This window comes from Candidatus Poriferisodalis sp. (assembly GCF_965208895.1).
Lineage (GTDB): Bacteria > Actinomycetota > Acidimicrobiia > Acidimicrobiales > Poriferisodalaceae > Poriferisodalis.
This window is the reverse complement of the sequence record NZ_OZ242363.1, coordinates 300,845-326,906: the sequence shown is the minus strand read 5'-3', so window position 1 is coordinate 326,906 and position 26,062 is coordinate 300,845. Positions and strand designations below refer to the sequence as shown.

General features: G+C 66.9%; 25 protein-coding genes. 15 read left to right on the top strand and 10 right to left on the bottom strand.

Annotated elements, in window-relative coordinates; translation table 11 throughout:
* Window positions 1-130: 130 nt before the first annotated feature.
* The 4 genes from ACOGJB_RS01545 (at window position 131) to ACOGJB_RS01530 (ending at window position 3,105) form a co-directional block, all read left to right on the top strand.
* Window positions 131-442, top strand: a complete 312-nt coding sequence (locus ACOGJB_RS01545; RefSeq protein WP_419839080.1) for a maleylpyruvate isomerase N-terminal domain-containing protein — start codon at window positions 131-133, stop codon at window positions 440-442.
* A complete protein-coding gene (locus ACOGJB_RS01540) occupies window positions 325-681 on the top strand; it encodes a hypothetical protein (protein ID WP_419840795.1) in 357 nt (118 codons plus the stop codon). The genes ACOGJB_RS01545 and ACOGJB_RS01540 overlap by 118 nt, the downstream gene beginning before the upstream one ends.
* Window positions 678-1,616: an MBL fold metallo-hydrolase gene (locus tag ACOGJB_RS01535; protein WP_419839079.1), complete on the top strand. Its 939-nt coding sequence runs from the start codon at window positions 678-680 to the stop codon at window positions 1,614-1,616. The genes ACOGJB_RS01540 and ACOGJB_RS01535 overlap by 4 nt, the downstream gene beginning before the upstream one ends.
* Window positions 1,617-1,815: 199 nt before the next feature.
* Window positions 1,816-3,105 carry an ATP-binding protein gene (locus ACOGJB_RS01530; RefSeq protein WP_419839078.1) on the top strand — a complete coding sequence of 430 codons (1,290 nt, stop codon included), beginning with the start codon at window positions 1,816-1,818 and terminating at the stop codon, window positions 3,103-3,105.
* A 121-nt stretch (window positions 3,106-3,226) separates the two neighbouring features.
* Here the strand turns inward: ACOGJB_RS01530 and ACOGJB_RS01525 are convergent, their stop codons facing one another.
* Window positions 3,227-4,678 (bottom strand): NAD(P)/FAD-dependent oxidoreductase, encoded by a 1,452-nt coding sequence (locus tag ACOGJB_RS01525; RefSeq protein ID WP_419839077.1) that lies wholly within the window; start codon window positions 4,676-4,678, stop codon window positions 3,227-3,229.
* Window positions 4,679-4,857: 179 nt separating this feature from the next.
* On the opposite strand from ACOGJB_RS01525, the gene ACOGJB_RS01520 reads away from it, so the two are divergent.
* The 6 genes from ACOGJB_RS01520 to ACOGJB_RS01495 all read left to right on the top strand — a co-directional run bounded on the left by ACOGJB_RS01520 (window position 4,858) and on the right by ACOGJB_RS01495 (window position 11,037).
* The gene (locus ACOGJB_RS01520) at window positions 4,858-5,556 is read left to right on the top strand and encodes a GNAT family N-acetyltransferase (protein ID WP_419839076.1); all 699 of its coding nucleotides are present in this window, start codon (window positions 4,858-4,860) and stop codon (window positions 5,554-5,556) included.
* Window positions 5,553-6,587, top strand: coding sequence for an agmatinase (gene speB, locus ACOGJB_RS01515; protein WP_419839075.1), 1,035 nt, complete (start codon window positions 5,553-5,555; stop codon window positions 6,585-6,587). Before ACOGJB_RS01520 ends, speB begins: the two co-directional genes overlap by 4 nt.
* 90 nt (window positions 6,588-6,677) lie before the next feature.
* A complete protein-coding gene (locus ACOGJB_RS01510; RefSeq protein ID WP_419839074.1) occupies window positions 6,678-7,808 on the top strand; it encodes an ABC transporter ATP-binding protein in 1,131 nt (376 codons plus the stop codon).
* Between the two features lie 104 nt (window positions 7,809-7,912).
* Window positions 7,913-8,827: an ABC transporter permease gene (locus ACOGJB_RS01505; protein WP_419839073.1), complete on the top strand. Its 915-nt coding sequence runs from the start codon at window positions 7,913-7,915 to the stop codon at window positions 8,825-8,827.
* A 13-nt stretch (window positions 8,828-8,840) separates the two neighbouring features.
* Entirely contained in the window at window positions 8,841-9,677 is an 837-nt protein-coding gene (locus ACOGJB_RS01500) for an ABC transporter permease (RefSeq protein WP_419839072.1), read from the top strand.
* Window positions 9,678-9,792: 115 nt separating this feature from the next.
* Window positions 9,793-11,037, top strand: a complete 1,245-nt coding sequence (locus ACOGJB_RS01495) for an ABC transporter substrate-binding protein (protein ID WP_419839071.1) — start codon at window positions 9,793-9,795, stop codon at window positions 11,035-11,037.
* Between the two features lie 27 nt (window positions 11,038-11,064).
* On the opposite strand, the gene ACOGJB_RS01490 is transcribed toward ACOGJB_RS01495, so the two are convergent.
* From ACOGJB_RS01490 to ACOGJB_RS01470, 5 genes are all read right to left on the bottom strand, one after another.
* A complete protein-coding gene (locus ACOGJB_RS01490) occupies window positions 11,065-12,303 on the bottom strand; it encodes an acyl-CoA dehydrogenase family protein (protein ID WP_419839070.1) in 1,239 nt (412 codons plus the stop codon).
* 212 nt (window positions 12,304-12,515) lie between these two features.
* Window positions 12,516-13,361: an enoyl-CoA hydratase/isomerase family protein gene (locus ACOGJB_RS01485; RefSeq protein ID WP_419839069.1), complete on the bottom strand. Its 846-nt coding sequence runs from the start codon at window positions 13,359-13,361 to the stop codon at window positions 12,516-12,518.
* Window positions 13,362-13,469: 108 nt separating this feature from the next.
* On the bottom strand, window positions 13,470-13,694 hold the full coding sequence (gene infA / locus ACOGJB_RS01480) for a translation initiation factor IF-1 (RefSeq protein ID WP_323672860.1): 225 nt from the start codon (window positions 13,692-13,694) through the stop codon (window positions 13,470-13,472).
* 206 nt (window positions 13,695-13,900) lie between these two features.
* Window positions 13,901-14,434 (bottom strand): flavin reductase family protein, encoded by a 534-nt coding sequence (locus ACOGJB_RS01475; RefSeq protein WP_419839068.1) that lies wholly within the window; start codon window positions 14,432-14,434, stop codon window positions 13,901-13,903.
* 72 nt (window positions 14,435-14,506) lie between these two features.
* On the bottom strand, window positions 14,507-17,644 hold the full coding sequence (locus tag ACOGJB_RS01470; protein ID WP_419839067.1) for a choice-of-anchor R domain-containing protein: 3,138 nt from the start codon (window positions 17,642-17,644) through the stop codon (window positions 14,507-14,509).
* Window positions 17,645-17,961: 317 nt separating this feature from the next.
* Between ACOGJB_RS01470 and ACOGJB_RS01465 the strand changes: the two genes are divergently transcribed.
* The 4 genes from ACOGJB_RS01465 to ltaE all read left to right on the top strand — a co-directional run bounded on the left by ACOGJB_RS01465 (window position 17,962) and on the right by ltaE (window position 21,845).
* Complete coding sequence (locus ACOGJB_RS01465) at window positions 17,962-18,906, top strand: nucleotidyltransferase family protein (protein ID WP_419839066.1); 945 nt, start codon at window positions 17,962-17,964, stop codon at window positions 18,904-18,906.
* Complete coding sequence (locus ACOGJB_RS01460; RefSeq protein ID WP_419839065.1) at window positions 18,903-19,046, top strand: hypothetical protein; 144 nt, start codon at window positions 18,903-18,905, stop codon at window positions 19,044-19,046. Before ACOGJB_RS01465 ends, ACOGJB_RS01460 begins: the two co-directional genes overlap by 4 nt.
* Before the next feature lie 73 nt (window positions 19,047-19,119).
* Entirely contained in the window at window positions 19,120-20,793 is a 1,674-nt protein-coding gene (locus ACOGJB_RS01455; protein ID WP_419839064.1) for an N-acyl-D-amino-acid deacylase family protein, read from the top strand.
* A 47-nt stretch (window positions 20,794-20,840) separates the two neighbouring features.
* On the top strand, window positions 20,841-21,845 hold the full coding sequence (ltaE, locus tag ACOGJB_RS01450; protein ID WP_419839063.1) for a low-specificity L-threonine aldolase: 1,005 nt from the start codon (window positions 20,841-20,843) through the stop codon (window positions 21,843-21,845).
* Window positions 21,846-22,141: 296 nt separating this feature from the next.
* Here the strand turns inward: ltaE and ACOGJB_RS01445 are convergent, their stop codons facing one another.
* On the bottom strand, window positions 22,142-24,271 hold the full coding sequence (locus ACOGJB_RS01445) for a flavin-containing monooxygenase (protein WP_419839062.1): 2,130 nt from the start codon (window positions 24,269-24,271) through the stop codon (window positions 22,142-22,144).
* A 248-nt stretch (window positions 24,272-24,519) separates the two neighbouring features.
* Window positions 24,520-25,023: an FABP family protein gene (locus ACOGJB_RS01440; protein WP_419839061.1), complete on the bottom strand. Its 504-nt coding sequence runs from the start codon at window positions 25,021-25,023 to the stop codon at window positions 24,520-24,522.
* Window positions 25,024-25,087: 64 nt separating this feature from the next.
* On the opposite strand from ACOGJB_RS01440, the gene ACOGJB_RS01435 reads away from it, so the two are divergent.
* Window positions 25,088-25,438, top strand: coding sequence for a thioesterase family protein (locus ACOGJB_RS01435; protein ID WP_419839060.1), 351 nt, complete (start codon window positions 25,088-25,090; stop codon window positions 25,436-25,438).
* A 69-nt stretch (window positions 25,439-25,507) separates the two neighbouring features.
* Here ACOGJB_RS01435 and ACOGJB_RS01430 read toward each other — a convergent pair whose 3' ends face one another.
* Both ACOGJB_RS01430 and ACOGJB_RS01425 read right to left on the bottom strand, forming a co-directional pair.
* Window positions 25,508-25,849, bottom strand: coding sequence for a peroxiredoxin (locus tag ACOGJB_RS01430; RefSeq protein ID WP_419839059.1), 342 nt, complete (start codon window positions 25,847-25,849; stop codon window positions 25,508-25,510).
* A gap of 18 nt (window positions 25,850-25,867) precedes the next feature.
* Entirely contained in the window at window positions 25,868-26,050 is a 183-nt protein-coding gene (locus ACOGJB_RS01425; protein WP_419839058.1) for a hypothetical protein, read from the bottom strand.
* Between the last annotated feature and the right edge of the window lie 12 nt (window positions 26,051-26,062).

Genomic DNA, 26,062 nt, shown 5'->3' with positions numbered 1-26,062 from the left:
CAGCAGTGAACAGTGAGCACGGCGTAGCATCGCCGCGGTGATCTGCGGCGATGCCGTGCCGCAGAGCCGTTCAACAGCCGGCTGCACTACCTGTGCAACACGCGGTCGAACCAGAGAGGACCCATTCACCATGAGCAACACCATCGAAGACTTCAAGCGAGCAGTCGCCTTGTTCGACTCGGTCGTGGCCGACGTGCCCGCCGATGCCTGGGGCAATACGACACCGTGCGAGGCGTGGGATGCGACGGAGCTGGTGCGCCACCAGTGCGGCGTGCTCGACGCCCTTGCTGACATCGCCCGCACCGGCGAGATCAACATGCCCAGATGGCCGGCGAGACTGATGATCCCGCCGCCCGGTGGATTGAGACCCGGGACGGGATCGCCGAAGCGCTCGACGGCGCCGACTTGGCCGCCGAAGGCCAGTACTGGTTCGGCCCCATGAGCTTTGAGGACTTCGTGGGCATGGTGCAGTGGGACCCGCTCACCCACTCGTGGGATCTCAGCCAGTCTGCGGGCATTGCAGTTGAGCTGCCGGAGGACTTGTGCGAGAGCAGCCTCGCCCGGGTCAAGTCGCTCGGCGACATACCTCGCAAGTGGAAGCTCATCTCCGACGAGGTGCCGGTGCCCGAGGGCGCAACTGCGGCACAGCGCTACTTGGGCTACGTCGGACGCCAGCCGTGAGCGGCGCCGGCGCATCAAACGCTGACGCGGGCACCGAGCAGAACGCCGGCGACGCCGAACGCCCCGAGCCGCAGCGCTGGCAGATCGGCGACGTCAACATCACGTCGATCTCGGAGTCGGCCACGCCCACGTCTCCACGGTTCCTCTTCGACGGGGTCACCAAGGGCGGCGTGCTGGCCCGGGCCGAAGCGGCGCCGTGGCTTCGCCCGCATTTCGTCAGCGATGACGGCTACCTGCTCCAGCGCATCCACACCTGCGTGATCTCCGCAGGCGAGCACCGCATCGCCGTCGATACTTGCGTCGGCAACGACAAGCAGCGCTCCAACCCGCTGTGGCATGAACAGCAAGGCCCGTTCCTCGATGACATGACCGCTGCGGGCTTCCCGCCCGAGAGCATCACCCACGTCGTGTGCACGCACCTCCATGTGGATCATGTCGGCTGGAACACCTGTCTGGGTCCCGACGGCGACTGGGTGCCGACGTTCCCCAACGCGCAGTACCTGTTCTGCGCCCCCGAGTACGACTATTGGGCCAGTCACGACGACCTGTTCAACGACGCCGTGTTCGACGATTCGGTCGCGCCGATCGCCGCAGCCGACCGGGCCAACATGGTGGAAGCCACCGACAGCATCTGCTCAGAGGTGTCGTTCCAGTCGACGCCCGGCCATACGCCGGGACATCTGTCAGTCGTGATCTCCAGCGGCGGCAAGCGGGGGATCATCACCGGCGACATGGCGCACGTCCCGATGCAGCTCGCAGACCCCGATCTCAGCTCGATGTTCGACACCGACCCAGACGAAGCTCGACGAACACGTCACGAGGCATTCGGCGACTGGGCTGACGGCGAGACGCTCGTGATCGGCACCCACTTCGGCGGGCCCACCGCAGGCATCATGGTGCCCCACCAAGGCGCCTACCGCCTCGACTGCGACTGAGGCACCGCCCGTTCGCTGTCAGCGCCGCAGCACGGCGCGCACGGCACCGAGACTGCTGGGCGACGTCGGAATCGCCACGACTGCTCCAGCGTCGCCGTAGGCCTGCCCGACCGAGGCCTTGTGTGCAGATCCGAGAATCTGTGTGCAATTCCGAGAACTTCTGCGCGACTCCGAGAGATCATGCAGATACTGTTGCGACATGACGGGGCGATCCGCACTGGGACTTCCGAGCACTAGCCCATTCTCGCCCAACTTCGGGCGGGCGCCACAGTCGCTGGTGGGACGAGACGACCTGCTCGCCGACCTCGGCGGCGGTCTCGCAACTGGGCCGCACGACGCCCGTTACACCAGTGTCCTCATGGGTGTGCGCGGATCGGGCAAGACGGTGCTGTTGAGCGAGATCGAGGACAGAGCCGCCGCTGACGGATGGGTGGTGCTCTCCCTCGACGCAGGAACTCCCGGCTTGCTCGATCGCATCGTGCAGACAGTTCGCAACGCAGACCGCACCTATGAAGCCCTCGGGATGGCGAATCCCGCCAGAACTCGTTCGGCGGAAAGGAGCGTCGGCATCAGGCTCGGCCCGCTGGCGGGGCAGATCTCCGTCACAGAGCACGATGACCGACTGACTCACATGGGCCTGCGGGAATACCTCACATTCCTCGCCCAGGCAGCGCGGCGTAGCGACACGTCAGTACTGCTGACGGTCGACGAGATGCACGGCATCGACAGGACCGAAGGCCGAAGGCTGTCCAACGACATCCAGCACATCACCAAGCGCGGGAACATGCCGCTGGCGTTCGTGGGGGCAGGACTGCTGGAGATGAAGACCACCTTGTTGCAGGACCGCAAGATGACGTTCTTCCACAGGTGCGAGCATTATGAGATGCCGCCGCTCGATGCATCCGACGCCATGATCGGCCTTGCGAGCCCGATCAGAGACGCGGGAGGCACGATCACCGACGAGGCATTGGAGTTGGCCGCCAAGGCTGTCGGGGCGTCTCCGTACAAGCTGCAAGTCATCGGCGATTTCGCGTGGAGGATCGCCGGAGCTCCCGAGAAGTCCATCGACGCCGTGGCTGCACGCACCGCCGTGCAGGCAGCCGATAAAGACGTGAGGAAGAAAGTCGCGCTGCCTGCATGGCATGACCTGTCGAGAACCGATCAACGGGTGCTTGTGGCAGTGGCGTCGATCGATGGCGGGGCTTCGCCGCAGGTCGTCGCGCAGCGGGCCGGCTTGAGCGGCGATCACGCCCAGGAATCCCTCAGCAGGCTTCGCAAGACTGGTTACCTCGACAGGCCGCGCGCCGGCACCTACCGGCTCACCGATCTCGTGCCGCTCGCAACCGTGCTGGATGAGGGAGCGATTCTCGATGAGACAGACTCCGGCGCTGCGCCGCTGTGCCGGCAGTGGATGCCGCAGTCGAACGCCTACTGCATCCTCAACCAAGGGCACTCCGGCGGCCATCGGTCCCGTCACAGAGCGGGCTGATGCGCTGGCGCACATGCGCCCGAGTACGACTGCTGGGCGAATCTCGGGGATTCGTTCGGCGACGCTGCAGCACGATCCTGTTCAGAGAACTGGGCTGTGCGGCCTGATGCTCAAGTCGACATCAGTGGCCGCCGCGCAGCAGCTTGGCGATTCCTGACAGCAGGCGGTCGGGGCGGTCCGACCGCAGCTCCCGGTGGTCGGCCATATCGAGCAGCGCCCGGCTGGCACGAACACCCAGCCAGCGCAGCGGTTCGGGCTCCCAGCGACGGGAACTCACCCCCACCCAGGGCAGGCTGGTGCGCTCGGTGTCGCGCTCGGCAATCAGCTCGGCCATCGTGCGACCGGCGAGGTTGGACGCTGCGACGCCCTCGCCCACGTAGCCGCCCAGCACGCCTTCACCGGTGCGAGGGTCGAAGCGGACGCCGGGCAGCCAGTTGCGGGGAATGCCCAGTACGCCGCCCCAGCGGTGGGTGATGCGTGCGTCGTCCACCTGCGGCAGCATCTCGGCGAGCACCCGCCAGATTCGATGATGCATGCCCGAGTGGGTCTCCGCGTTGGGGACGATCCGCGAACCGAAGCTGTACGGCACGCCTGTTGCGCCGAACGCGATCCGGTTGTCGGCGGTGCGCTGGCCGTAGGTGACCATGCGGCGGTCGTCGGCGAAGCTGGGGCGGTTTGCGAGGCCGATGTCATCGAAGATCTCGTCTGGCAGCGGCTCGGTGGCGATCATCCGCGAGTACACCGGCAGGATGTCACGCCGCTGCCCACGGAGATCGCGGGTGTAGGCCTCAGTGGCGCGGACGATCACCGGTGCCCGCACCTCGCAGCGGCCCCAGCCCGCCGGCGAACCGCGAGCCCCCTCAGCAGCAACCTGCACCGCGCCGTCGCCGATGCCGATCGCTCGGGTCTGCTCGTAGATCTCCACCCCCGACGCCTCGGCGGCACAGGCCAGCCCGAGGGCCAGCTTGGCGGGATCCACGACGGCGGAGGGGCCGAACAGAATGCCGCTGCGGACATCGGTGGCGTTGAGCTGCTCACGTGCCTCGTCGGGGCCGAGCAGGCGGATCTCGCATTCGGTGAGCCCAAAGCTGCGGGCCTCGGCAATCTCGGCCGCCTGGCGCTCGGCTTGGGGAGCAGTGCGGGCGACCCTGATGGTGCCGCCTTTGGCGTAATCGCAGTCGATCTGCTCCGCTGCGGCCACCCGGTCGATCTCGTCGACAGCGTCGAACACCGCCCGCAGCAGATGCAGCGACTCACTCGGGCTCGAACGCCGGGCGTAATCGGCAACCGAACCCGCCAGTTCGCCCACCGCCCAGCCGCCGTTGCGCCCCGAGGCCCCGAATCCGCAGTGGTGCCGTTCCAGCACTGCCACACGCAACGCAGGCTCGAGGCGCTGCAGGTAGTACGCAGTCCACAGTCCGCTGAAGCCGCCGCCCACAATCGCAACATCGACGTCCAGATCGCCGTCGAGGCCGGGCCTGCGCGCGACCGGCGGATCCAGCCGATCGATCCACAGCGGCGTCGTCGACGCCGTCTCGAGCGACCACGGGTCAGAATCTGCGCTCGCCGCCACGACGCGGAACCTAGCCCGGCGATCCGGCGCACCGTGACGCATCGCACAGAGCCGAGCCGTCCTCCGAGTTCGGTCATCGCCGCTCAGGCTCACCGTGTCCGCAGACCGCTGGGGCACGGTCCCCGCAGTAATGTCACGCGCGGCAGCGAGGCGCCCGAGGGCGCCTTGGGGGGTCTGCGATGCGTGAGATCGAAACCATGATGGTCGGCGGACGCTCGGGCCTGCGCTACGCCGTGATCGTGCCGGAGTGGGCCGGCGAACTCGAGTCGCTGGAGCTCGCCTCCCACCCGACGGCCGACCCGGACGACCTGTACGACGCCACGGAGTTCGAGCAGCTTGCGCACGATTTCCCGGAGGGCTGCTTCGCCGGATTCGACGGCGACGAGCTGGTGGCGATGGGGGTGGGCATCCGCTGCGACTTCGACATGGCCAACCCGATTCACACCATCGCCGACTACGTCCCTGAAGATCACAGCGGCAGCGGTCATGTCCCCGACGGCCGCTGGTACTACGGCACCAGCATCGCCACCCGGCTCTCCCACCGCCGCCGCGGCATCGGCGCCGAGCTGTACGAGCTGCGCAAGCAGGTCTGCGTCGATCTCGGGCTCGTCGGCATCGTGGCGGGCGGCGTCATTCCCGGCTATGCCGACCACAAGGCCGACATGACAGCCGATGAGTACATCGCGCAGGTACGGGAAGGCCGGCTGTACGACCGGACGCTCAGCTTCCAGATCGAGAACGGGTTCGAGGCCGTGTGCGGCCTGCCGAACTACATCACCGACCCTGCGACTGACAGCTGGGCGGCACTGATCGTGTGGCGCAACCCTGATCTGGAGGCTGCACCGCAAGGCGAAGCCGTGGCCGCGAGCGACGCATGAGCGACAGCGTCGAGCCCGCGGCGGGCGGAGGGGGCCTGATCTCCGGCGCCGACGCCAACGCCGACGCAGAATCGCTAGGCGACCAGGCATTCCGCTCGGGCGACCTGCACGGCCGCAAGCCGGAGATGACCTACGGCGGTGCGCTGTCGTTCCTGCGGCGCCGCTACACCCGCGACATCGCCGATGCCGACATCGTCGTGTCCGGCATCCCCTTCGACATGGCCACTTCCAACCGGCCCGGCGCCCGGCTCGGGCCGCGTGCCATCCGGGCGGCGTCGACGGGGCTCGCCGAACTCGACGCCTACCCCTTCGGTTTCGACCCCTTCGACCATCTCGCCGTCGTCGACTACGGCGACTGCTTCATCGACTACGGCCATCCCGCCGAGGCAGTCGAGCGCATCGAGAGCCACGCAGCACAGATCCTCGCCCATGACGCGCAGATGGTGACCTTCGGCGGCGACCACTTCGTCACCTACCCGCTCCTGCGAGCCCATGCCGCCAAGCACGGCCCGCTCGCGCTCATCCACTTCGACGCGCATCCCGACACGTGGCCCGACGACGAAGGGCGGCTCGATCACGGCTCGATGTTCCTGCGGGCGCTGCGCGAGGGCATCATCGACCCTGAGGCCTCGGTGCAGATCGGCATCCGCACCCACAACGACGACTGCGGCTTCACGGTGCTGGGCGCCCCGTGGGTGCATCGCAACGGTCCGTCAGCCGCGCTGGAGGTAGTGCGGGAGCGAGTCGGCGACCGTCACGCCTACCTCACCTTCGACATCGACTGCCTCGATCCTGCGTTTGCACCGGGCACCGGCACCCCCGTGGCGGGCGGGCTGACCACGGCACAGGCGCTCGAGATCGTGCGCGGTCTCGCTGCGTTCGACATCGTCGGCATGGACGTAGTCGAGGTTGCGCCTGCCTACGACGTGTCTGAGATCACAGCACTCGCCGCGGCCACCATCGCGCACGACTTCATCTGCACCCAGGCCGTGCGGGCCGGGGCGCCGCCCGACCCGGTGGGGCTCACGTGAGCGCCAATCGGCCCAGCGGGCCGCACCAAGACGGTGATTTCGGCCGACGGGCACCGACATGAACGACGACCGCCGCCCACGAGGTCGCCGATGAGCAGCCCTGCTGGCCGGCCCGAGCCCGCACCAGGGACCCCTGCCGTGGAGATGCACGGCATCTCCAAGCGATTCGGTGATGTGGTTGCCGTGGACGGCGTCGACCTGCAGATCGGCGACGGCGAGTTCTTCGCGCTGCTGGGCCCGTCGGGATGCGGCAAGACCACCACGCTGCGGATGATCGCCGGCCTCGACATTCCCAGCGAAGGGCGCCTGGCCATCTTCGGCGAAGAAGTCGCCTCGTGGCCCCCAGACCGCCGCCCGGTCAACACCGTATTCCAGGCCTACGCCCTGTTCCCGCATATGACGGTGGCGCAGAACATCGCGTTCGGACTGGCGATGCGCGGCATCCGCGGTCCCGAGGCCGACCGCCAGGTCGCGGAAGCCACTGCCCTCGTGCAGCTCGAAGGCATGGAGCACCGCCGGCCGTCGCAGCTCTCGGGCGGGCAGCAACAGCGCGTAGCGCTCGCACGGGCCCTCGTGAACCACCCCAAAGTGCTGCTGCTCGATGAGCCCTTGGGCGCTCTGGACCTCAAGCTGCGCCAGGAGATGCAGGTGGAGCTGAAGGCCCTCCAGCGCGAGGTCGGCATCACGTTCGTGTTCGTGACCCACGATCAGGAGGAAGCCTTGGCCATGAGCGACCGGGTGGGCGTCATGTCCGAAGGCCGCTTGCTGCAGGTCGGCACGCCCGCTGACGTGTACGAGCATCCCGCCAGCCGCTTCGTGGCCGATTTCATCGGACGGACCAACTTGCTCGAAGGCGTCACCGAGGATGCCACAGCGGTGCGCCTGAATGCCGGCGAGGTGGTGGCGGCCGCGAACGAACTGCCGCCAGGCTCCCCTGCCGCCTTGAGCGTTCGACCCGAGCAGGTGCGGCTGCATTCTCCCGGCGAGGCGCCCGAGGGCGCCCCGTGCCTCAGCGGCGTCATCACCGACGCCACCTATCTCGGGCACGCTTTCGTGTACACCGTGGCGGTCGACTCCGCGCCAGGCGCCTACGGATCAGATGCGGGCAGCCACGGAACCACCATCACTGTCCGCACTGAGACCGGCTCAGCCGCACTCGCTGCCGGCGAGCCGGTCGCCGTCACCTGGTCCCCTGCATCCACGACGGTGGTGGCCGACTGATGCCCACGGTGCGCCGTGCCAAGCCTGCAGTGGCGCAGCCGACGGCCGCTGAATCCAATGCGCCAGCGTCCAAGACGCCGGCCGGGTCCAATACGCCAGCGTCCATGACACCGGCCGGGCCCAATGCGCCAGCGGCCAAGACACCGGCCGAGATCGCCGAGCAGCGCAGGAAGCGGCGCACGGGCACGCTTATCGCCGCGCCCGGGGCGCTGTACCTGCTGATCTTCTTCATGGCGCCGCTGGGCCTCATCACGGTGTACTCATTCGCCACACGCACCTCCACGGGCCGCACGTCGCTGAGCGGCTGGAACCTCAACTCCTACGAGCGCATCGCCGACGACGTCATCGTGGGCATCATCGCCCGGTCGGCGTGGCTCGCCTTCCTCACGACGGTGCTGTGCTTGGCAGTTGCCTACCCGTTCGCCTACTACCTGGCCACTCGCCCTCCCCGGCTGCGGGCACGGCTGCTCGTGCTGGTGATGATCCCGTTCTGGACCAACGGGCTGGTGCGCATCTTCGCCATCCGCTTCTTGCTCGGCTCGAACGGCCCCGCCTCCGCGCTCAGCGAAGCCATGGGCTTTGGCACCTTCCGGATCCTGTTCACGCCCACCGCCGTGGTGCTGGGCATGGTGTACGGATTCTTGACCTTCATGGTGCTGCCGCTGTACGTGGCGCTCGAGCGCATGGACTGGCGCCTGGTGGAGGCCGCCCGCGACCTCTATGCGAGCGGCGCGAAGGCGTTCTGGCGGGTGACGGTGCCGCTCACCCGCTCGGGCATCGTGGCGGGCTGTGTGCTGGTGTTCGTGCCCAGCTTCGGCTCCTATGTGGTGCCCGAGATCCTGGGCGGCGCAAAGACGCTGCTCATCGGCTCCTATGTGGCACGCCAGTTCCAAGCAGCCCGAAACTGGCCCCTGGGCGCCGCGCTGAGCGTGCTGATCATCGTGGCCATGCTCGTGGCGGTTGCTGTCAACCAGCGCAATTCCGCCGATGCCGAGCGCACGGCGGCGGGCGCACCATGAGGAGCCGAAGGTCATGAGCAACCTGGGCACCGCCGGCGCACGGCGCTCGACGAGACACCTGCTGAAGGCCAATGCCTGGTTCGTGTTCGCATTCCTGTACGTGCCGATCATCGTCCTGGTGATCTTCTCGTTCAACGACTCCGAGCGGGTCAATGTCTGGCAGGGCCTGTCGGCCCGCTGGTATGGCGAGGCGCTGGGCAACACGCAGATCATCAGTGCGTTGCGGGTATCGCTCATTGTCGCGATCAGCTCCACCATCGTCTCGGTGGTGCTGGGTACCGCCGTGGCGCTGGCACTCGACCGCTACCGCTTCAAGGGCCGACGGGCGCTCGACGGCACGGTGTACCTGCCCATCGTCATTCCCGATATCACGATGGCCGTCATGCTGCTGGTGTTCTTCGCCGAGGCGTTCAAGCTCATCGACATCATCGGCCCGAGGCTCACCCTGGGCGTCACGACGGTCGCCCTCAGCCACATCGCGTTCAACATCTCGTTCGTCGCCGTGGTCGTGCGCGCCCGGCTGGATCAATTCGACCGCACGCTCGAAGAGGCCGCTCGCGATCTGTATGCCACGCCGTGGCGTACGTTCAGGAGGGTGACGCTGCCGCTGATAGCGCCGGGCATCGCCGCGGGCGCCCTGCTGGCGCTGACGCTGTCGCTCGACGATGTCGTCATATCGGCGTTCACGGCAGGGCCGGGGGCGACGACGCTGCCGGTGTACGTGTTCAGCTCGATCCGCCAAGGGGTGACACCCGAGCTCAACGCAATCTCGACGCTCATGCTGGCGGCCTCGATCACCCTGGTCGTGGCCTCGCTTGCGCTGCAGCGACCCCGCGCCAGCACACCGTGACCCCGACGGCGTTGGGACGCCCACGAACAACCACACGAAGCCCGATATCGGAATCCAACCAATGATTCGAACATCTACAGCGACGTTCCGCCGGAGCGTCAACAAGGGAGGAACAATGCCCAACCCATCCAGAACCATCCGCCGACTGCGACGCAGCCGGCGGCTGGCGCTTGCGCTCGCAGCCGTGCTGCTGGTGGCATCGTGCGGAGACTCCGATGAGGACAGCGACGCTGCTCCAGCCACCACTGCGGCAGCAAGCGATGCGAGCGACGCCGCGACCACGGAGGCAGACGACACCGCCGCGGCAAGCGACACCGCCGAAGCTGCCGAAGCCGGCGACGGCTGCGAGCCCGGCGAGACCGACGGCGACCTGGCGTTCTACAACTGGGCCGACTACATCGACGAGGAACTGCTGGCCGCCTTCGAGGAGGAGACCGGCATCAACGTCGACTACTCGGTGTACGAATCGAACGAGCAGATGCTCACCCAGGTCGAATCAGGTGCGGCCATCTACGACCTGGTCGTGCCGTCCGACTACATGGTGGCGCTGATGATCTCTGAGGACCTGCTGGCGCCGCTGGACTTCGACGCTCTGCCCAATGCGGCGAACATCGACGACGCGTGGGCCAACCCGCCCTTCGATCCTGACCACCGCTTTCACGTGGCGTACCAGTGGGGCACGACCGGCATCGGCATGACCTACGACGTGCTCGATGCGCTCGGAGGCGAGTCATCGTGGGCGGTCATCTTCGATCCCGAGACCGCGGCGCTGGTGCCGGGCGGCATCTCGCTGCTCGATGACGCTCCTGAGACCGTTTCGGCTGCGCTGAAGTATCTGGGCTACAGCATCACCGAGACCATCGAGTCGGGCAACGAGGAGGCGATCCGCGAAGCCGGTGCCCTGCTGCGGGACACCAACGATCGGCTGCTCAAGTACGACTCGGTGACCTTCGGCGACGACCTGGTCAACGGCGAGGTGGACGTAGCGCACGGCTGGAGCGGGGGCTTCGCTCAGGCGTTCTTCGAGACCGACGCGTACGAGACCCACGTGTACACGATCCCCGCCGAGGGCGGCGTGCGCTGGGTGGACACCATGGCTATCCCGCACAATGCCGACAACGTGTGCTCGGCCCACGCCATGATCAATTTCCTGCTCGACGCAGAGAATGGCGCCGCGCTGACCAACTACACCTACTACGGCAGCCCGAACGAGGCCGCAACGCCGTACATCCTCGACGAGATCCTCGAGGATCCGGGCATCTACCCGCCGCCGGAGGTGTACGAGCGGCTGGAGCTGATCCCGCAGATGGGCGACCTCGGCCTGATCGTGCAGGACATGCTGACCGAGGCCAAGAGCTGACCCTGTGACCCGATGGGTCGGGGTGTCTCAGTTGCGAGGCACCTCGACCCAGGGGACGTCTTTGTCGATGCGGGGCTCGCCAGGAAGGCCGAGGACCTGCTCGCCCAGGATGTTCCGCATGATCTCTGAGGTGCCGCCCTCGATGGAGTTGGCGCGCACTCGCAGGAAGCCGTGCTGCACGCCGCCGTCGGATCCGTCCACCGACAGGTCTCCCGGACGGCGGAACGTGTAGTCGTACCCGACCAGCCCGTCGGCGCCCATCATGTCGACCGCACAGGTCATGAGGGCCTGGTTGAGCTCGGCGAAGGCCAGCTTGGCGATCGACATCTCGGGTCCCGGGTTGCCCTTGCGCCGGTTCTCGCCGGCTCGCATGTTGGTAAGGCGCAGCACTTCAGCTCGGGTCCACAGCTTGGTCAGTCGATCCTTGGTGACATCGTCGCGATCGGCTTCTTCACGCTGTTTCCACAGCTTCACGAGCACAGAGATCGGCCCGGAGCCCCGCTTGGGCGGGCCGGCTCCCCCGGCGCCGATGGCGTTGCGCTCGTTCATCAACGTGGTCAGCGACACCCGCCAGCCATCGCCCACGTCGCCGACGCGGTTTGCGTCGGGCACGCGTACGTCGGTCATGTAGACCTCGTTGAACTCGGCCTCGCCGGTGATCTGGCGCAGCGGACGCACCTCCACGCCGGGCGCTTTCATGTCGAGCGCGAAGTAGGTGAGCCCCCGGTGCTTGGGCACCTCGGGATTGGTGCGGGTGACGAGCATGCCGAAGTCGCCGAGGTGCGCCAGGGTGTTCCAGACCTTCTGGCCGTTCACCACCCACTCTTCCCCGTCGGCCACTGCCTTGGTCGCCAGACCGGCGAAATCGCTGCCCGCTCCGGGCTCGCTGAAGAGCTGACACCACAGCTCTTCGCCGGTAAACATCGGCCGCAGGAAGCGCCGCTTGACGTCTTCGCTGCCGTGGGTGTGGATGGTCGGCCCGGCGAGGTGCATGAAGAACGTGACGGGCTTCTGGGGCCGCGCACCAGCCGCCCGCAGCCGTTCTTCCACCCGTCGCTGCAGCTTGGGGCTCACGCCCAGCCCGCCGTGGCCCTCGTCGAAGTGCACCCAGGCCAGCCCGGCATCGAACTGCGCGCCGCGGAACTCGACGTAGCTCAACTGCTTCGGATCATGGGAGGCGAGCAGCTCATCGATGACAGCGTCGACCCGCGCAGCAGCGGGATCAGCGGTGCCTTGGGCAGCGGGGGCTTCGAGGGTGTCGGTCATCGCGCCATTCTGCCAGCACCGCGCAGCCGCTGACGCTGCGCAACAACAAACTCAGCGCTGCCGCACACAATTAGCGCAGACACACTCCGTCAGCGCAAACGCACACAATCAGCGCGAATGGCGACATCATGCGGCAGGCCAGCTATAGCGAAGCCGTCGCCGGGGCTGTACGCGAACAAACTCGGCGCAGCCGTCGGCACCGCACGTTCGGGTCAGTAGCGCTCGCCCGGGAATGACGGGTCGGTCTTGGCCAGGAACGCCTCTGCACCGTGGGACATGTTGCGAGGAATGAGCACGGCTTGGTGCCCCATTTCGACGTCAAGCTGGTCGGCGAGGTCTCGCTGCATGGCGCCGTCGACGGCGGAGCGGATACGTGCCATCGCGGCCGGCGAACTCCGCCGGAGCACATCGATTGCCTCGGCCACCGCAGCATCGAGCTCGTCGTCGTCGACCGTCTTCCACACCAAGCCCCACTCGGCGGCTTGATCGGCGCTGACGCGCTCACCCAGCAGCGACATGCCCAACGCTCTGGCCCTGCCGACGCGCATGGGCAGCTGCCACGTGGTACCGAGGTCGGGCACGATCCCGAGCCGAGGCCCGAATGTCGCTACGAAGAATGCCGACCGGGCAGCGATGGCCACGTCGCACGACATCGACAGGCCGATGCCGCCTCCCGCGGCCACGCCGTTGATGCGGGCGACGGTCGGCACGGGGCACTCGGCCACCGCCTGGATCGCCGGATGGAATGCATTGTCCATCGAGTCGGTGGTCGCCTCCCCCGCTGCGTCAGCATCGACGCCTTCGGCACCGTCGGCGGCAGCATTTCGCAGATCTGCGCCGGAGCAGAAACCGCGTCCCGCTCCTGTGAGCACGACCGCTCGCACCGACTCGTCGGCCGCCACCATCCCGAATGCCTCAGTGATGTCGTTCATGAACTCGTCGTTCATGGAATTCAGCGTCTCGGGTCGGTTAAGCGTGACCGTCGCCACGTCCCCCGCGCGGTCCCGCTCCACGCTGTAGCTCACCGTGCCGTTCGACGGCTGCGCTGTTGTGCTCATGTCGATTCCCTCGCTCGTGCAATCTGGCTTCCTCGCGGAGCGTAGAGCGCGCAGATGGCCCTGCGCCGGGCAACCGCCCCCCGCAGAACCGCTCGGGATCGTCGTGATCTACTTGTAGCGGTAGGTGATACGGCCGCGGCTGAGGTCGTAGGCCGAGACTTCTACCTGCACCCGGTCGCCGGGCAGGATCCGGATGTGGTGCTTGCGCATCTTGCCGCTCAGGTGCCCCAACACCTCGTGCCCGTTGTCGAGCTCAATGCGGAAGTGGCCGCCCTTGAGTGCTTCGACGGTTTTCCCCTCGAGCAAGATGGCGTCGTCTTTGACTTTCGGCACATGATTTCCCTGGTCGGCGGCATGTTCTGCATCTCCGCCGCAGCGGAGCTCGCAAGGCATCCCATGGTAGCCGGGCCGATAGATCGTCGCCTGAGGGAACCGTGAGGCCCGCCGAATTGGCGCCACGCCGTACGCAGATGAGCAGGTCAAGCTCTGCTGAGTCCCTGCTCAGCCGGTCAACCCTGCAGGCCAATCCGCACAAATGGCTAATGGCGCTTGACGCCGCCGTATTTCATCCGGGTGTCGGACATGGAGGCGAGCCGCACCTCGTCGTCATTGATGCCTGCCGCCACGAGCTCGCCCATGAACAGCGTGTGAGTGCCGAGATCCACGCTGTGACGCACCTCACAGTCCATCCAGGCAGCAGCGTCGACGAACACCGGCACTCCTGTGTTGGCCTCGTACACCGACCAGCCGTTGAGCTTCCCGGTCGCCCGTCCTGCGCTGTCGTCCCCCGCCTCGTAAGCAGCGGGCTTGGAGAATTTGACAAACGGTCGGGTGTTCTCCGCATTCCACAGGTTCACCGAGAACGAGCCGCCCGCGGAGATCAGCCGGTGGGTGACAGCGGTGTTGTCGACACCGATCCCGATGATCACCGGCGCCATCGACAGCTGGGTGATCCAACTGGTGGTCATGGCGTTGCGCTCGTCGCCGGCTCTCGAACCCACCAGCGCAAGCGCATTGGGGATTTTCCACGTCACCCGGTTGACCAACTCGTCGGGCAAGTCCGCAGTGCTCATGGCTGCACCTTAGGACTTCCTGTCCGGGGATTGAGCTGTGGCCGTCGCCGCAGGCTGTTGTGGTTGTTGGGGTTATGAGGCTGCTGCTTGGGCGGTGAGCGCTGCCTGCACTTTGGGCAGCGTGTCGATGCCGTCGGCCCAGCCGTGACGGCGTGACCGGTCGAGCCACGCTGCGATGCGGTCGTCGCTCATGCCGCCGCTGCGGCCTTCGAGCCGGTCGAGCACCGCTGTCCAGTCGCGTATCCCTGCGTGGTGGCTGCGCGCCCTGAACGACGCGATGTGCGCTTGGACCTCCGCGATCAGCGCCGGGTCCATCACGTACGCCGCCGGCGGCTCGTCGTCGTCAGCCACGGTGGCCGTCGCCGCGGCTGCGGCGCCCACGGTGTAGCCGTCGCCATTAGCCACCGCAGCGGTGATGGTCCCGTCGGGCTCGTCAGTGCTGTCGCCGACGGTGTCCACGGTCAGCGTCGCCGACGACGAACCGGCGGGGATCGTGACCGTGCGCGTGCCTGCGGTGACGCCGTAATCGCCTGCCGCCGCGATCGTGACCGACACAGCCAAGTCCGCTGCGGGCGCAGGCGACGCTGCCACCGTGAAGCTCACCGCGGATCCCTCGGTCGCTCCTGACGCGGACACGACAGTCACCTCAGGCACGACGACAGGCTGGTGCTGCGGCTGCTGCTGGGGCTGGCCGTCGCCGACAGGCTGCTGCTGTTGCTGTTGCTGTTGCTGTTGTTGTTGTGCTGTGTCGTGGGCTTGCTTGGCTTCGATCTCGGCGACTACCTGGTCCCACACCGGGCTGCTGTACCTGCTGGCGTTCTGCCGCGCCTCGGCCAGGCTCAACGCGCCGCCCGTCACGTCGGCAGGGTCCAGCGCGCCGATCGCGGCGAGCGCCCGCTGCCAGCGGTTCACGTGCGCGAAGCCGTGATGGGTCTGCGACGCCAGATACTGCACCGCGGAGACGACCTGGGGGTCCGCCGCATACGGCACCGGGTCCGCGCCGCCGCTGTCCGCGTCGGGGACGGCCTGCTGCTGATCGGCCTGCTCTTGGTCCTGGCCGTGGGGGGGTGCTTGCTGGCCGTCGGGCACCGGAACGCCGTCGGACACCGGAACGCTGTTGTCGTCGACGCTGGGAGAGGTCTCCAGGTTCGGCCCGTAGCTGACCGTCACCCGCCGATGCGCCGACGGCTCGCCGTTCGCCCGCTCCAAGCTCATCGAGATTTCATAGTTGCCGCTGGTGCCGTACAGCGCCGGGTCCAGCGTCAAATCGACCCGCAACAGCCTGTCCCAGTGCTCCGGCCTGATATGCATCGCGTACCAGTGCCTGGGCCCCGCGACCTTCGAGTACGACAACGGACTCGCACCCGCCTGATCGGCGCGATGCACCGTCGCGGCCACCGGCGCGTTGTCCCACGACCCGTCCGGGCGGCCGCTGCGCAGCCGGATCCGCAACGTATCCCAGCACAACCCCGCAGAACGGCGCTCGCAGTCAGGCGGCCCGTCGACCCGGAGCCAGAAACGTCCCAGCCCCGAACGGCTCTCGCCCGCACGGCTCAACACGCTGACCCGGTCGATCACGGCCCCATCGGCGCCCACAGCATCGAAACTCCTCAGATCGTCGTCGACCACCCGCACCGCCATGTTGAAGTCCGACTCCGCCTCAGCCTTGGACTCGCTTCGCCGCAAAATCTTCGACAGCGACCCCGACGTGTCCCAGTTCTCGCTGAACACATGACGAATGATCCGCGTATCAGACCTCACATCACTGTCGTGAGCAGCAGTCACCGTCACCGTGCGCGGCTCATCATGATCGCGATGCGTCCACGACACCACCGGCGGATCGAACGACAAGCCCTCACCCGTCGGAGTGATCGTCAACGGCGACCCCGGCGCCGGAACGTTGAAATTCCGCACCGTGTAGGAAACCGAGCCGCCCTCATCGACACGCAGACACTCCCGCTCACGACACCCGAAACTGAAACGCGGGTCCGGGTCGAACACCGGATCCAACCCCCGCGAACGCTTCACCACCACCGTGACCGGCGCGAACGCCACCGACGCATCGCTCGACGACAACAACAACTGGAACTTCGCGTCAGGCCCATTAGCGGGCAGCCCATCCGCACCAGAAGCCACACCAGTCACCTCCACCACCCGAAAGCCCTTATGCAGCACAGGCTCCTCAATAGACGTATAACCCGCCCAGTCCGCAGCAGTGAAATCGAAACTCATCGACCCAGACGGCTCATACCTGTCCTGATCCGACCAACCATCCCTACGGTCAACAGCGGACCCAACCTGATCACCTTTAGGAGCGGAGCCAACCAAGCGACCGCTGCCGGGAATAAGACTGGTCTGCACCTGAACGCCCACGACGCCGTTCGACCCATTATGGCCATTCGCGTACTTGCGGCCCATGAACAACTGATCCGGATGATTCACCCTGACCCGCGACGGATCAGACGACACCACCGTCACCGGCACCCGGCCAGTCACCTCCTTAGCCAAGTCCAGACGCACAGACACCGTCTGGCCCTCACGCACGTTCACCACCGAAGGCGCCGACACCAACAGATCCGACGCCGCATTCGCCGCGCCGTTCAGGCCGATCTTGATGATCTCCGTGCGAGGGGCGGACCACGAGCCGCTGCTCACATTGGAGCTACGCGCAAAGCTGCTGTCAGCGATACTGAAGCCGGGCGTCCCGCCCGAGTCCTCGTCGTCCGAAGCCGCGCTGTCGACACGGTTGATGCCCGAAAGACTGCCATGGTTGTCGAGCACAACGAAATACTCGGTGTCCGCCGCGAGGCTGATGCCGCTCCCCGGCGCCGCGAAACGCAGCCTCTGAACACTGCTGAACGGCGAGAAAGCCGGCCACGCCAACGTCCCGACAACACCGCCGGGGCGGCCGTCCGACTCAGCATGCACCGACACCGACAGCTTCGAAGCCGTAGCAGCATCAGTCAACTGAGCAAACTGCACATCGACACTGCCCAACGTGTAACCCAACGCGTTGCCGCCCGTCGAGAACGCCTGCGCAGCATCAAACAAATGCAACTCGTAGTCGTTTCCCTCGCTCTGGCCCAGATTGCTCACCAACACCGGGTCAGGCGTCTGCGCCCCCGCCGACGACAACGGCACCACCGCCAACAACGCCGGCAACAACAACGCCGCCAGCAACGCGCGCGGCACGCGGCCGCCGGCCCTCATACGCACCGACCCCCCCCCCCCGGGAATCGCGCCGCTCACACCGACACCACCAGCAACTCTCGAACCCGACAACTGACCGCTCATCCGAACAAGCCTTCCATTCCCCACTGCACCCAGACCGGGCCCAGGCCGCCTACAGATTTCATCCGCCGGCAAGCATGCACCGCTCCACACCCAAAGTCAACAACACGTGCGGCACCATCCGCCCCAGCCCCAGCATGCGGTCGGCGAGCACGAGCGACGTGCCCGATCCCCTGTGACGCCGCTTCCCGGTTGACCTGCTGCCTCTGTCCACGACGCACAGGTATTCTCGGCTCATGGCCGCCCCGGATCTTGCTGCCGCGCGTCGTGCGGCTGACGAGCTGGTACGCGCCGGCGCGGGCCGGGTACTGCTGTTCGGGTCGCTGGCGCGCGGTGAAGCTGGCCACCGCAGCGACATCGACCTGGTGGCGATCTATGACGACCTGGGCGACTACAGCGACCGCTCAAAACGCCGCTGCGTACTGGAGGCCAAGGCCGGCGAAGTCGCCGGATGCCCCGTCGACGTAGTGGTCACCGACGCACCCGAGTGGGCGATTCGCACCACGCGGGTGACGTGCTCGGTTGAGGCCCGCATCGCCGGCGACGCAGTCGAGCTGGCTGACACCGGACACCACACCGGGATCGACTGGCACAAGGAGATCGGATTGCCCGCTGACCCAACCGCCGAACTGGCCAGCCGTTTCCAGGAAATGACTGAAGCAGCGCTGCGCCTCGAAAACCAGCTGCGACCCTCCCGCGCCGAGATCGACGCCGCCGACCAAGGCGACGCGGACGATCATCGCCGCATAGAAGGCGTGCGCTTCGCCGCAGCGATGGCCGAGGTCCTGTTGGTAGTCGAGTCAGCGGCAAAGATCACCCACATCGTCTCTGTCGGCACCGCGCCCGCATGGAGCCACAACATTCGCGGCTTGCTCAAGAGCCAGCCCGAAACGGTCCGACACACCTTTGAGACCCTGGCAGGCAGCGCCGTCGACCTCGCCACGCTCCACCTGTGGCGACAGTCCAACTATGTCGACAGCCGCCCCGAGCTGCCATCCGAACACTCCCTCAGAGAGCACTGCACGGCGGCGCTCGACATCGCCGCCGTGGCAGCGGACCAGTGCCGCCGCCAAGGCGTCTCCGGAACTGATCTCGGCCGCTGGGACCGACAGGTCGGGCGCGTCACTGAGGTGCTCGCCGGCCCGATCCGCCACTCAGACGACCGCGGAATCAGCCCGTGACCCCCAGCCGCCACTACGACGATCTGGACCCCACCCGTCGGCGCCTCGGCTGCGTCGGCGAGGACTTGCATGCCGACGAGCCGGGGTCTGCGCGGACCGACGCTGGGCCGCTCACAGACTGGCGGAACGGGCGCGACTAGCGTGATCGTCGCTGCCTCGGGCCAGCCGGCCCGAGAGCGCGAGCGCGTAGACGGCGAGCATGGGGACAGCGACATGGCCTACGAACTGAAGATCACCGGCGGGACGATCATCGACGGGACCGGCGCCCCTCGCTATGTCGGCGACGTGGGCATCAGCGGCGGCAAGGTGGTGGCGCTCGGCTCTGCCCCTGCTGAAGCGACCCAGACCATCGACGCCACCGGGCGCATCGTGTGCCCCGGTTTCGTAGACATCCACACCCACTATGACGCCCAGGTCATGTGGGACCGCCTGGTGAGCTGCTCGCCGTGGCACGGCGTCACCACGATCGTGATGGGCAACTGCGGCTTCTCGGTGGCGCCCACCCTGCCCGACCACCGCGACCTCATCATGCGCACGCTCGAGAACGTCGAGGGCATGAGCGTGGACGCGCTGCGGGCCGGCCTGGGCGACTGGGGCTTCGAGACCTTCCCGCAGTACCTCGATGCACTCGAATCCAACGGCGCCGCGGTGAACATGGCGGCGCTCGTCGGTCACACAGCGGTGCGCATGTACGTGATGGGCGAAGAATCCACCGAGCGGGAAGGCACACCCGAAGAGATCGCCGCTCAGCGAGACCTGGTGGCCGAGGCGCTGCGGGCCGGCGCGCTCGGCTTCGCCACCTCCAAAGCGGCCACTCACGTCGGCTACGAGGGGCGCCCGGTGCCCAGCCGGGCTGCCACTACCGACGAGATCGTCGAGATTGCCCAGGCGCTCGGCGACGCCGGCGGCGTGATGCAGGCAACGGTCGGCCGGGGCCTCAGCCACGACGAGTTCGCCCGCATCGCCGAGACTACCGGCGCACACGTGAGCTGGACAGCGCTGCTTGGCTCGGCACGCGGGCCAGGCAGCCACCGCGCCGAGCTGGAGCGAGCCCATGAGATCGCCGAGCGGGGCCTGCCGGTGTTCCCCCAGGTTGCGGTGCAGCCCATCCAGTTCGAGATGAGCTGGAAGGCGCCGTTCATCTATGAGGCCCTGCGCTGCTTCACCCCGGTGTCCCAGAGCGACCTCGAAGGCCGCAAGCGCTACTACGCCGACGCCGACTGGCGGGCCGAGTTCAAGGAGAAGGCCGGCAACGGCGGCAAGATCGGGGACCGCTGGGCTCGAACCGAAGTCAGCTACCTGCCCCACAATCCCGAGTTCGAGGGCTGCAACGTGCAGCAGATGGCCGACGAGGCCGGCCAAGACCCGGTGGACTGGGTGCTCGACATGGCGCTCGACGCCGACCTCGACATGCGCATCGTCCAGGACGTGATCAACCACGACCCCGACGACATCGACGAGCTGCTCCACGACCCGACAACGGTGATCGGGCTGTCCGATGCCGGGGCGCACGCCAGCCAGCTCTGCGATGCCAAGTACTCCACGGAGTTCCTGCAGACATTCGTGCGGGGTCGGGGCAGTTTCGATCTCGAAACCGGCATCCACATGCTCACCCAGCGTCCCGCCGAGGTGTTCGGCATCACCGACCGGGGCACGCTGGCCGAAGGCAAGCCCGCCGATGTGGTGGTGTTCGATGCCGACGAGGTGGGCCACTTGGGCAAGCGGCGGGTGTACGACCTGCCCGCCGGCGCCGATCGGCTGATCTCCGATGCGAAGGGCATCGACGCGGTGGTGGTGAACGGCACTGTCATCCGCCGGGACGGCGCCGATGCGGTCGACCCGCACGGCCCGCTGCCAGGCAAGCTGCTGCGCAACGGCAAGGCCTGAGCCGCTCCCCTGCCGTTCAACGCACGCCGCATGGCAGGCTTGCGGCCGTGATCGATCTCCGCTCAGACACTGTTTCCCGCCCCACGCCGGCCATGCGGGCCGCCATGGCCAAGGCTGAGGTCGGCGACGACGTCTGGGGCGACGACCCCACGGTCAACGAGCTCGAGCACTACACGGCCGAGCTGCTGGGCAAGGCCGCAGCGCTGTATGTGCCCAGCGGCACACAATCCAACTTGTGCGGGCTGTTGGCGCATTGCGAGCGGGGCGACGAGTACATCGTCGGCCACCACGCTCACACCTACATGTACGAGGGCGGCGGCGCAGCCGTGCTGGGCAGCATTCAGCCCCAGCCGGTGCCCACTGACGACACGGGAATGCTCAATCTCGCAGCCGCGGAGGAGGCCGTGAAGCCCGATAACAGCCACTTCGCCCGTACTCGCCTGCTGTGCCTCGAGAACACCATCGACGGCAAGGTGCTGACGCCCCGCCAGCACCAACAAGCCCGCGACTTCGCCGACCGCCACGGCCTCGGGCTGCACCTCGACGGCGCTCGGCTGTGGAACGCAGCTGTGTCGCTGGGCCAGTCACCTGCCGAGGTTGCCGCTCCGTTCGACACCGTGTCGGTGTGCCTGTCCAAGGGTTTGGGCGCCCCCGTCGGCTCAGTGCTGTGCGGCAGCGACGATCTGGTGGGCAAAGCGCGCCGCTGGCGCAAGGTGCTGGGCGGCGGGATGCGTCAGGCCGGCATCATCGCCGCCGGCGGGCTGTACGCCCTGGCACACCACATCGACCGGCTCGCCGACGACCATGCCAACGCACAGCGGCTCGCAGAAGGGCTCGCGGCCATCGAGGGCATCACGGTCACCGGCTGCAACACCAACATGGTTTTCTCACAGCTCGACCGGGACGACTCCACGCTCGCCAAGCGAGTCGAAGGCAGAGGCGTGCTGGCCGACTGGCGCTTCGGGCGCTCCCGGATGGTGCTGCACCTCGACGTCAGCAACGCAGACGTCGACACTGCGCTGAAGGCCATCAGCGCCGAGCTGGCGGCATAAACCCGGCTTGTACGGCGCACCCGGTTGCTACGATTTGCAGACAGAGGGCAGGGCCGTCGCCAGAGTGGACGATTTTGGCAGTTCGACGGCCCCGCCCCTCTGCCGAACATAGCCATGTGCCCAAGCGCGACGTCAGGGAATTTCAGTACGTCTCATTGCACAAGAGTTCGCTAGCCTGCGCGACAGGGCCAGCCTCTCCGAGTGCGAGCTACACAAGCCTGCTCTGACCACACTCGGCTGAGGCTGGCCTCAATGGCGAGTATAGGCACCCGCCAGACACCGCCCGGCGAGCAATTTCAGTCGGCGACGAGTTCCCGATGCGCCGCCCGCGGCTCGCACATGTAGTCGTCGAGATCGGCTTCTTTGGTCATGTCGAAGTAGTCGACGTTGCGCCATGGCGAATTGACCACGATGCGGCCTGACTCGTTGCGGTAGTAGCTGGTCATGCCGGGGTGCATCCAGACCATGTTCTCGTGTGCCTCGTCGACGCGGCTCCGGTAGTCAGCGTGCACCTCGGGGCGCACTTCGACCGCTCCGAGGCCGCCAGCACACATCTTGGCGATCATGTCCATGATGTAGCGCACCTGCATCTCCACGACGAAGATGAGGCTGCCGCCGTGGCCCGGCTGCAGGTTCGGGCCGTAGAGGGTGAAGAAGTTCGGGAAGTCGGGCGTGACCGTGCCCAGGTAGGCGCTCGCGTCGTCATCGCCCCACGATTCGCGCAGGGTCCTGCCTGAACGACCCGCTGCCTCATAGGTGGTGATGAAACGCAGCACGTCAAAACCCGTGGCGAGCACCAGCACGTCGGCCTCGCGCTCGGCACCGTCGGCCGTGCGGATGGTCTGGCCCGAGATCTCCGCAATGGGATCGTCGACCAGCTCGACGCTGGGATTGCGCAGCATCCGATACCAGCCGTTGTCCATCAGCATCCGCTTGCCGAAGGGCGGATAGGTGGGCAGCACCTTGTCCAGCAGCTCATCGGCCCGGTCACCCAGCTCGTCGGTGACGTAGCGCGTGAAGTACTTGCGGTGGGCGTCGTTCTGAGCGTTGAGCGAACGTTCGGGGTGCTCCCAGTCGGGATCCTTCTGCAGGGCAGTGTGAATGCGGTCGTTGAACGTCCACCCCAGTCGCACCCGGTACCACGCCCGGTACAGCGGCACCGCCTCGAACAGCGTGCGCATCGCATCGGGAACGGGCTTTCGGAACTGGTCGAACGGTGCAGCCCAGTGGTTGGAGCGCTGGTAGATCGTCAGCGACTCCACGTCATCCTGGATCTCTGGAGCGGTCTGCATGCAGCTCGCACCGTTGCCCACGATCGCCACGCTCTTGCCTGTGAGATCGGCATCGGCAGGCCAGCGCGCTGTGTGCCAGGTCTCGCCGCTCCACGTTTCCAGACCTTCGATATTGGGCCGGATCGGCGGGTTGAAGATGCCGGCAGCGCTGATGACGACGTTCGCTTCGATGATCTGCGTGGAACCGTCGACGCCCTGGGCGTGCCCGTTGGCACCCGGTGCCGTGGCCGCACCGTCGTCTCGGCGGCGTAGACCCGTCTCGTCGGGGGTGGCGCTGAGTCCGAGCCTGCCCGTCTCCCAGCGGCCCTCGTTGTCGGTCACATGGCGCACCTCGGCACGCCAGACCTGCCGCTCGGCGTCGTAGCTGATGCGCTCGACTGACGTGTTGAACCGGATGCTGCGCCGCACGTCGAAGTCGTCGGCGACCTTCTCGAGATAGCCGTGCAGCTCATCGCGCAGGCAGAAGTACATCTTCCAGTCATGCGGGGCGAACGAGTACGAGTACAGGTGGTTCGGGGTGTCCACGCCGGCACCGGGATAGCGGTTCTCCCACCAGACCCCGCCGACCGTGCCGTTGCGCTCGATGACCTCGTAGGGCACACCGGCCTGCTTGAGATTGATGGCGGCGCACAGCCCCGAGGCACCTGCACCGATCACCAGCACCTTGAAGCCGGGCGGAACATTGATGGGGTCGTGGTCCAGGAACTTGGCGAGCCCGAGCTGTGCAGCCGTGAACGCGCCGTACTCGTCGGGCACATGCTCACCCATGGCGGTGGCGAGCATCCGGGTGATGAGCGTGTCGTCGGGCTCGGGAATTGCCATCGGGCGCCCGTCCCGCCATGCCGCAATGGCTTCCAGCGCCGCCTCCCGCACTTCCAGCTGGTGCTCGAGGGCAAGGCCGCCGGTGTCGTTGTCGCCGAGTCCGGGCTCACGCCGAGGCCGGTACGGCTCCTCCAGCCAATGCAGCTCGCCGGTCATCTGAACCAGCACCATCAGCAGCGTCGGGATGTTTGCCACCGTGACCGCTGCAGCAAGCGTCTCGTCGTCCACATCGGGGCGGCCTGCTGCGGTCGGAGCGCCGTACGCGGTCCCATTCGCACCATGTGCTGCATTCGCCTGAGACACCTGTGACATCGCTCCCCCTCTGCCCGCGGACCAGCGTAGGGCTTGACGCCTTGACGATTCCGAGTCGGTGCTGCCACCGGAGTCCAAGGCACCGGACAGCTCGGTATCACCGCGCGGTACCCTGATGGCTCGGATCCGACAGGTGAGACGGAGGCTGCGCTTCCCTGCTGTGGATGTGGTGACAGCCCCCGCCTCACGGATCAGAGTGGTGCTGTCCAGCACGCTGGACGCCTTGGTTTTCTTCCTGGCGCAGCCGGTCAGTTCTGCTTGGTGAGTTCGCCGCGCAGGTGGTGCAGGAGTTCGCCGTGGCCGACGGCAGCCATCCACAGCTCGGAGATCAGCGAGGGCCCGCCATCGGTTCCCAGCCCGACAACGCTCAGCTCCCGCCGCACCGACGTCACTTCCTTGGCCGACGGAGTCATGCCCACTTCTTCGCTTCGCAGCTCGATCACGAGACCGTCGTCGGAGGACCGCACTGTGCCCAGGTGGATCTCGGTGACGCCAGACGGCTGCGCCAGGGTGAGCTCGAGCTCACCGCCCGGCAACGCTCGGATATAGCCCGCTTCGGAATGCAGCGGTTCGCCGGTGACGCTGTTGCGTGTGCGCTGGATCATCGACACGAACGGCTTGCCCACATGTCCGAACGTCAACTCCTCGGTGTAGGCGAAGTCGTCGATGGTCGGGTAATGACCGGTGCCGCCGCCTTGCCAGGTTCCCAGCAGCAGGGCAAGCGGTTCGCACTGCGGGTGCAAATCAGGCATTCCTGCAACCTACTTGGACCAGCCTCAGCGCCCGGGACCACTACAGCCTCTATGGTCTGCCGCCATGAGCGGAGCCATCGAAGTCGGATTCACTACCAGCGAGACCCACCGGGTGACGGACGAGATGTCCCCGCCGCACCTGCCGAACAAGGTGCTGTCCACGCCCGACATGGTTCGCCTCATCGAGGGCACCTGCCTGTTCGGCGTGCAGCCCCTGCTGGAGGAGAACCAGACCACGGTGGGGATTCACATCTGCGTGAGCCACCAGGCCGCAGTGTCCTCGGGTGAGGACGTTCTCGTGACCGGCGAGATCAACGAAGTCGACCGCCGCCGCTTGGTCTTCGACATCAAGGTCACCCACGGCGACACGCTCATCTCCGAAGGCACGCACCAGCGGTTCATCGTCGGCGGCTAGCCGCCGAGCAGCCAACACCGGGCGCCTAAGAGCCGAGCAATCAACACAGGGCGGGCAAACGCCGAACGGTCAGCCTTGGCGCTGTCGCATCTGCTGGACGAAGCGCAGAATCCTCATGGTGTCGATAGCAGTGAAGCGGCCGATCGGGCCCGTGGAATAGCACGCTTGGGCGACCTTGCCGCCCGGCGCCAGGATGAACCCGGTGGCATGCAGGATGCCGCGTTTCTCCTCGGTGTACGCACCGGTGAGCGACGACACCTCGGCCACGTCGGCGCTGTGCAGCATTCTCAAAGTGCGCAGATGCAGGCCCTCGGCCAGGCCCGCAGTGGTGTCCTTGTCGTCCACCGACAGCGCCACGACGCTGGCGTCAAGAGTCTTCAGCAACGAGCCGGCACCGTCGAAGTCAACCAACTGTTGACGGCAGTACGGTCACCAATGGCCCCGGTACATCAGCACGACGCCCCAGCCGTCGCCGAAGACCTCGGGAATGGTGACCTCTTGGTCGTCCAGATCGCTCAAGGTGATCTGGGGGAACGCGTCTCCGCTGTCGAGTTTCATGAGTTGCCGCACCTTCCTGCCGTCGACGGCAATAATCGTAAGCGGCCACGTCATCGAAGGCTCGAA

Bases quoted from the DNA above. Each gene is read 5' to 3' on its own strand.
- ACOGJB_RS01545 (WP_419839080.1), top strand. From the start codon at position 131: ATGAGCAACACCATCGAAGACTTCAAGCGAGCAGTCGCCTTGTTCGAC.
- ACOGJB_RS01540 (WP_419840795.1), top strand. From the start codon at position 325: ATGGCCGGCGAGACTGATGATCCCGCCGCCCGGTGGATTGAGACCCGG.
- ACOGJB_RS01530 (WP_419839078.1), top strand. From the start codon at position 1,816: ATGACGGGGCGATCCGCACTGGGACTTCCGAGCACTAGCCCATTCTCG.
- ACOGJB_RS01520 (WP_419839076.1), top strand. From the start codon at position 4,858: ATGCGTGAGATCGAAACCATGATGGTCGGCGGACGCTCGGGCCTGCGC.
- speB (WP_419839075.1), top strand. From the start codon at position 5,553: ATGAGCGACAGCGTCGAGCCCGCGGCGGGCGGAGGGGGCCTGATCTCC.
- ACOGJB_RS01510 (WP_419839074.1), top strand. From the start codon at position 6,678: ATGAGCAGCCCTGCTGGCCGGCCCGAGCCCGCACCAGGGACCCCTGCC.
- ACOGJB_RS01505 (WP_419839073.1), top strand. From the start codon at position 7,913: ATGACACCGGCCGGGCCCAATGCGCCAGCGGCCAAGACACCGGCCGAG.
- ACOGJB_RS01500 (WP_419839072.1), top strand. From the start codon at position 8,841: ATGAGCAACCTGGGCACCGCCGGCGCACGGCGCTCGACGAGACACCTG.
- ACOGJB_RS01495 (WP_419839071.1), top strand. From the start codon at position 9,793: ATGCCCAACCCATCCAGAACCATCCGCCGACTGCGACGCAGCCGGCGG.
- ACOGJB_RS01490 (WP_419839070.1), bottom strand. From the start codon at position 12,303: ATGACCGACACCCTCGAAGCCCCCGCTGCCCAAGGCACCGCTGATCCC.
- ACOGJB_RS01485 (WP_419839069.1), bottom strand. From the start codon at position 13,361: ATGAGCACAACAGCGCAGCCGTCGAACGGCACGGTGAGCTACAGCGTG.
- ACOGJB_RS01475 (WP_419839068.1), bottom strand. From the start codon at position 14,434: ATGAGCACTGCGGACTTGCCCGACGAGTTGGTCAACCGGGTGACGTGG.
- ACOGJB_RS01470 (WP_419839067.1), bottom strand. From the start codon at position 17,644: ATGAGGGCCGGCGGCCGCGTGCCGCGCGCGTTGCTGGCGGCGTTGTTG.
- ACOGJB_RS01465 (WP_419839066.1), top strand. From the start codon at position 17,962: ATGGCCGCCCCGGATCTTGCTGCCGCGCGTCGTGCGGCTGACGAGCTG.
- ACOGJB_RS01455 (WP_419839064.1), top strand. From the start codon at position 19,120: ATGGCCTACGAACTGAAGATCACCGGCGGGACGATCATCGACGGGACC.
- ACOGJB_RS01445 (WP_419839062.1), bottom strand. From the start codon at position 24,271: ATGTCACAGGTGTCTCAGGCGAATGCAGCACATGGTGCGAATGGGACC.
- ACOGJB_RS01440 (WP_419839061.1), bottom strand. From the start codon at position 25,023: ATGCCTGATTTGCACCCGCAGTGCGAACCGCTTGCCCTGCTGCTGGGA.
- ACOGJB_RS01435 (WP_419839060.1), top strand. From the start codon at position 25,088: ATGAGCGGAGCCATCGAAGTCGGATTCACTACCAGCGAGACCCACCGG.
- ACOGJB_RS01425 (WP_419839058.1), bottom strand. From the start codon at position 26,050: ATGACGTGGCCGCTTACGATTATTGCCGTCGACGGCAGGAAGGTGCGG.